We start from the raw sequence: 5,180 nt of genomic DNA on the forward strand, positions 1-5,180 counted from the left end.
TCATGAGGTTGACGGGGCCGTTGATCTCCAAATGGCCCGTCAACCTCATGATCAACGCTGAAGGCGGGTGGGGTTACTTCACTGAGGGGGTTACGAAGGGGGGTTTGGTGAGGGTCAGGGGGGCTCGGCGGCCTCGGATGTCGATCTCGACTTCGGCACCGTCCGCGAGGTTGGCGTCGGTGTCGAGCAGGGCCAGGGCGATGCCCTGCTTCCTCGTCGGGCTGAAGGTGCCGCTGGTCACGGTGCCGACCTGGACGTCACCCACGTGCAGGGTCATGCCGGGGCGCGGGATGGCCCGGTCCACGGCCACCAGGCCGCGCAGCGTCCGCCGGGGGCCGGCGGCCCGCTCGGCGAGCAGCGCGTCGCGGCCCCAGAAGGCCGGCTTGTCCCAACCGACCGCCCAGCCGGAGCGGGCCTGCACCGGGCTGATGTCCAGGGAGAGGTCCTGCCCGTGCAGCGGGTAACCCATCTCGGTGCGCAGCGTGTCCCGGGCGGCCAGCCCGCAGGCGCGCAGCCCGAACGTCGCGCCGACGGCGAAGAGCGCGTCCCAGACCGCTACCGCGTGCTCCGCCGGCACCACCAGCTCGTAGCCCAACTCGCCCGTGTAGCCGGTACGGCAGACGGTCAGCTCCACCCCGGCCAGGCTCGCGGCGGAGAAGCTCATGTACCCGTGCTCGGTGGGCAGGTCCAGGGCGGCCAGCAACTCGGCCGAGCGGGGGCCCTGCACGGCCAGCACCGCGTACGCCTCGTGCTCGTCGGTGACTGTCACCTGCGCGGGCGCGGCGGCGCGCAACCGGCGTACCACCTCGGCGGTGTTCGCCGCGTTCGGGATGAGGAAGACGTGGTCGTCGGCGTAGAGGTAGGCGATGATGTCGTCCACCACGCCGCCGGTGGCGTCGTCGCAGCAGAGCGTGTACTGCGCCCGGCCCGGGCCGATCCGGCCCAGGTCGTTGCTGAGGCAGGAGTTGACGAAGTCGGCCGCGCCGGGGCCGCTCACCCGGGCCTTGCCCAGGTGTGACACGTCGAAGACCCCGACCGCCGTACGCACAGCGGTGTGCTCCTTGAGCACTCCCCCGCCGGCGTACTCCAGCGGCATCTCCCAGCCCCCGAAGGGGGCGAACTTGGCTCCGGCGGCGGTGTGCCGCTCGTGCAGCGGGGAACGGCGCAGCCGGGTCGCGGCGGCGTCGGAGGTCACGTCGGTCATGGGTGGCAACTTACCGGGGGCAACGCCGCTGGTTAGCATCGGCGGGAGCCCGCTGGCGCCGTCGGCGGGACAGCCATGACGTCCGGCAGGTAGGTTCCGCCGGAGACCTTCACCGCTGGTACGCGACGCCGCGACCGGCCCGGCCCGCCCGGAGTAGCTTCAGTGACTTCACCCCGCACCACCAACCTGAGCCTGGTCGACACCGACCCGGCCGAGCTCGCCGTCGACGCGATCGTGATCGGCGTGCACAGCCAGACCGGAGAGCAGGGCGCCACCAGCGGCCTCGCCGGCACCCTGCTGCTCGCCAGCGGCGCGGAGAGCATCGCGGCCGCGTTCGACGGCAAGCTGACCGAGACGCTCGCGCTGCTCGGCGCGACCGGCGGGCCGGGTGAGGTCATCAAGCTGGCCACCCTGGGCACCGTGACCGCCCCGCTGGTCACCGCGGTCGGGCTCGGCCCGGAGCCGTCGGGCGCCGCACCGGCCCCGGAGACGCTGCGCCGGGCCGCCGGTGCCGCGATCCGGGCCCTGGCCGGTGCGCGCACTGTCGCGCTCGCGCTGCCGCTGCCGGATGACGCGGACGCGTCGGCCGAGCTGCGGGCGGTCGCCGAGGGGGCGCTGCTGGGTGGGTACCGGTTCGCCGGGTACAAGACCCGGCCCCAGCCGACCCGGCGGGAGCCGGTGGCCGAGGTGCTCATCGCGGTGCCGGACGCCGGCGACGCGGACGCCCAGGCGGAGGTCGCCCGGGCGCAGGCGGTGGCGGGCGCGGTCCGGCTCAGCCGGGACTGGGTGAACACCGCGCCGAACCAGCTGCGTCCGCCGTCGTTCGCCGACGCGGTGGCGAGCGCGGCGCGCGAGGCGGGTCTCGACGTCGAGGTGCTGGACGAGGCGGCGCTGTCCGCCGGCGGGTACGGCGGCATCGTGGCGGTCGGGCAGGGCTCGGAGGCCCCGCCGCGGCTGGTGAAGCTGACCTACACCCCGCAGGGCGGCGGCAACGGCAAGCGGGTCGCGCTGGTCGGCAAGGGCATCACCTTCGACACCGGCGGCATCTCGATCAAGCCGGCGCAGGGCATGTGGGAGATGAAGTCCGACATGGCGGGCGCCGCCGCGGTGGGCGCGACCATGCTGGCGATCGCCGCGCTGAAGCCGTCGGTGGCGGTCAGCGCGTACCTGCCGATGGCCGAGAACATGCCCTCGGGCACCAGCTACCGCCCGGGTGACGTGATCACCATGTTCAACGGCAAGCGGGTCGAGGTGCTCAACACCGACGCCGAGGGCCGGATGATCCTGGGCGACGCCATCGCCCGCGCCTGCGCCGACGGCACCGACTACCTGTTCGAGACGTCCACCCTGACCGGCGGCCAGGTCATCGCGCTGGGCAAGCGGGTGGCCGGCGTGATGGGCACCCCGGAGCTGTGCGACCGGGTGAAGGTGGCCGGCGACGCCGTCGGCGAGCCGGCCTGGCCGATGCCGCTGCCCGACGACGTCCGTAAGGGCATGGAGTCGGACGTGGCGGACATCTCGCAGGTCAACGCCGGCATGGACCGGGCCGGTCACATGCTGCAGGGCGGCGTGTTCCTGCGTGAGTTCGTGGCCGACGACGTGGCCTGGGCGCACATCGACATCGCCGGGCCGGGCTACCACTCGGGCGAGCCGACCGGCTACTGGACCAAGGGCGGCACCGGCGTTCCGGTCCGCACCCTGGTGCAGCTCGTCGAGGACGTCGCCGCCAACGGCTGACGCGACGGACATCGAGGGGGCCTCCGGTCGACGCCGGGGGCCCTTCTCAGTACCGCTCGGGGCGGCGTTTGCGGCGCTCGTTGAAGTCGCGCATCCGCTGCGGGTAGCCCATCAGCCGGACGTCGTACACCGGGATGCCCATCCGGTACGCGAAGCGTCGCGCCCCGTCCGGCCCGTCGATCCGGCGGCGGGTCCACTCCCCGTCGTCGGCGATCAGGATGACGGTGGTCTCCGTCACCGTCGTCCGCGGCTCGATGAACGCCTCGACGCCGCGCCGACTCCGGATGAAGTTCTCCAGATGGTCCAGATCGCCACGATCGGCGGCACGGTCACGGCTCGGCACAGCCGCCTGTTTGCGGCGCCGGAACAACCCCACCGGATCTCTCCCCCACCGTGCGTCATCGACAACGGTGCCAAGGGTACGTGTCGATGACGTGTCGTTGGGCACCTCAGTACGCACCCTGTGCTCAGTGGTGACAAGATGACCGAGGTGGGGTGTGTCCGTGTTACACCCCTGTGACCCCCGATGCAGCGACGCGACCTGGGAGTTGGACGTGAGCGAGCCGAACGAAGCGACCTTCGACATCGTCATTCTCGGAGGTGGCAGCGGCGGCTACGCGACGGCCCTGCGCGCCGCCCAGCTGGACCTCTCCGTCGCCCTGATCGAGAAGGGCAAGCTCGGCGGGACCTGCCTGCACAACGGCTGCATCCCGACGAAGGCCCTGCTGCACGCGGCGGAGATCGCCGACCAGGCCCGCGAGTCGGAGCAGTTCGGCGTGAAGGCCGAGCTGATCGGCATCGACATGGCCGGCGTGAACTCGTACAAGGACGGCGTGATCTCCCGCCTCTACAAGGGCCTGCAGGGCCTGGTGGGCGGCTCGAAGAACATCACCTTCGTCGCCGGCGAGGGCAAGCTGGTCGGCAAGAACGTCGTCGAGGTGGACGGCAAGCGCTACACCGGCCGCAACATCGTCCTGGCCTCCGGCTCGTACGCCAAGAGCCTGCCCGGCCTGGAGGTCGACGGCGAGCGGATCATCACCAGCGACCACGCGCTCACGATGGACCGGGTGCCGTCGTCGGTGATCGTGCTCGGTGGCGGCGTGATCGGCGTCGAGTTCGCCAGCGTGTGGAAGTCCTTCGGTGTGGACGTGACGATCGTCGAGGCGCTGCCCCGGCTGGTCGCCGCCGAGGACGAGGAGTCGTCGAAGGCGCTGGAGCGGGCGTTCCGCAAGCGTAAGATCAACTTCAAGGTCGGCAAGCCGTTCGAGAAGGTCGAGAAGACCGACAACGGCGTCAAGCTGACCATCCAGGGCGGCGAGACCGTCGAGGCCGAGCTGCTGCTGGTCGCCGTCGGTCGCGGCCCGAACACCGCCAACCTCGGGTACGAGGAGCAGGGCGTCAAGATGGACCGCGGCTACGTGCTGACCGACGAGCGGCTGCGTACCAGCGTGCCGAACGTCTACGCGGTCGGCGACATCGTGCCCGGCCTCCAGCTCGCCCACCGCGGCTTCCAGCAGGGCATCTTCGTGGCCGAGGAGATCGCCGGGCAGACCCCGGCCGTGATCGACGAGGCCGGCATCCCGCGCGTCACCTACTGCGACCCGGAGCTGGCGTCGGTCGGCCTGACCGAGGCGAAGGCCAAGGAGCAGTACGGCGCCGACAAGGTCACCGCCCTCAACTTCAACCTGGGCGGCAACGGCAAGAGCCAGATCCTCAAGACCACCGGTTTCGTGAAGCTGGTCCGGGTCAACGACGGCCCGGTGGTCGGCGTCCACATGGTTGGCGCCCGGGTGGGTGAGCTGATCGGTGAGGCGCAGCTCATCTACAACTGGGAGGCGTACCCGGCGGAGGTCGCCCAGCTCGTGCACGCCCACCCGACCCAGAACGAGGCGTTGGGCGAGGCGCACCTGGCCCTCGCCGGCAAGCCGCTGCACTCGCACGCCTGATCATCCAAACCGCGGCGTCCGGCGACGGGCGAAGATCCCACCAGGGGAATGAAGGAGTCTCAGAAAATGCCGGTATCGGTCACCATGCCCCGGCTCGGCGAGAGCGTCACCGAGGGCACCGTCACTCGCTGGCTCAAGCAGGAGGGCGACACGGTCGAGGTTGACGAGCCCCTGCTCGAGGTCTCGACCGACAAGGTCGACACCGAGATCCCGTCGCCCGCTGCGGGCGTGCTGAGCCGGATCGTGGTCGGCGAGGACGAGACCGCCGAGGTCGGCAGCGAGCTGGCCGTCAT

Annotated in this window: 5 protein-coding genes; 3 read left to right on the forward strand and 2 right to left on the reverse strand. The window is 71.4% G+C overall.

What is annotated here, in order from left to right:
• Positions 1–73: 73 nt before the first annotated feature.
• Positions 74–1,204: a glycine cleavage system aminomethyltransferase GcvT gene (gene gcvT / locus KBX53_RS21440; RefSeq protein WP_030337983.1), complete on the reverse strand. Its 1,131-nt coding sequence runs from the start codon at positions 1,202–1,204 to the stop codon at positions 74–76.
• 162 nt (positions 1,205–1,366) lie between these two features.
• Between gcvT and KBX53_RS21445 the strand changes: the two genes are divergently transcribed.
• Positions 1,367–2,941, forward strand: a complete 1,575-nt coding sequence (locus KBX53_RS21445) for a leucyl aminopeptidase (protein WP_210861246.1) — start codon at positions 1,367–1,369, stop codon at positions 2,939–2,941.
• A 46-nt stretch (positions 2,942–2,987) separates the two neighbouring features.
• On the opposite strand, the gene KBX53_RS21450 is transcribed toward KBX53_RS21445, so the two are convergent.
• Positions 2,988–3,317 (reverse strand): hypothetical protein, encoded by a 330-nt coding sequence (locus KBX53_RS21450; RefSeq protein WP_030337985.1) that lies wholly within the window; start codon positions 3,315–3,317, stop codon positions 2,988–2,990.
• Between the two features lie 178 nt (positions 3,318–3,495).
• Between KBX53_RS21450 and lpdA the strand changes: the two genes are divergently transcribed.
• Together lpdA and KBX53_RS21460 are read left to right on the forward strand one after the other, a co-directional pair.
• Positions 3,496–4,887 carry a dihydrolipoyl dehydrogenase gene (gene lpdA, locus KBX53_RS21455; RefSeq protein ID WP_036412749.1) on the forward strand — a complete coding sequence of 464 codons (1,392 nt, stop codon included), beginning with the start codon at positions 3,496–3,498 and terminating at the stop codon, positions 4,885–4,887.
• 66 nt (positions 4,888–4,953) lie between these two features.
• Positions 4,954–5,180 (forward strand): biotin/lipoyl-containing protein (locus tag KBX53_RS21460; protein ID WP_305797970.1); only part of this gene is annotated, 227 nt, incomplete at its 3' end.

Origin of the sequence: Micromonospora sp. M51, from assembly GCF_018070305.1 — a bacterium.
Lineage (GTDB): Bacteria > Actinomycetota > Actinomycetes > Mycobacteriales > Micromonosporaceae > Micromonospora > Micromonospora parva.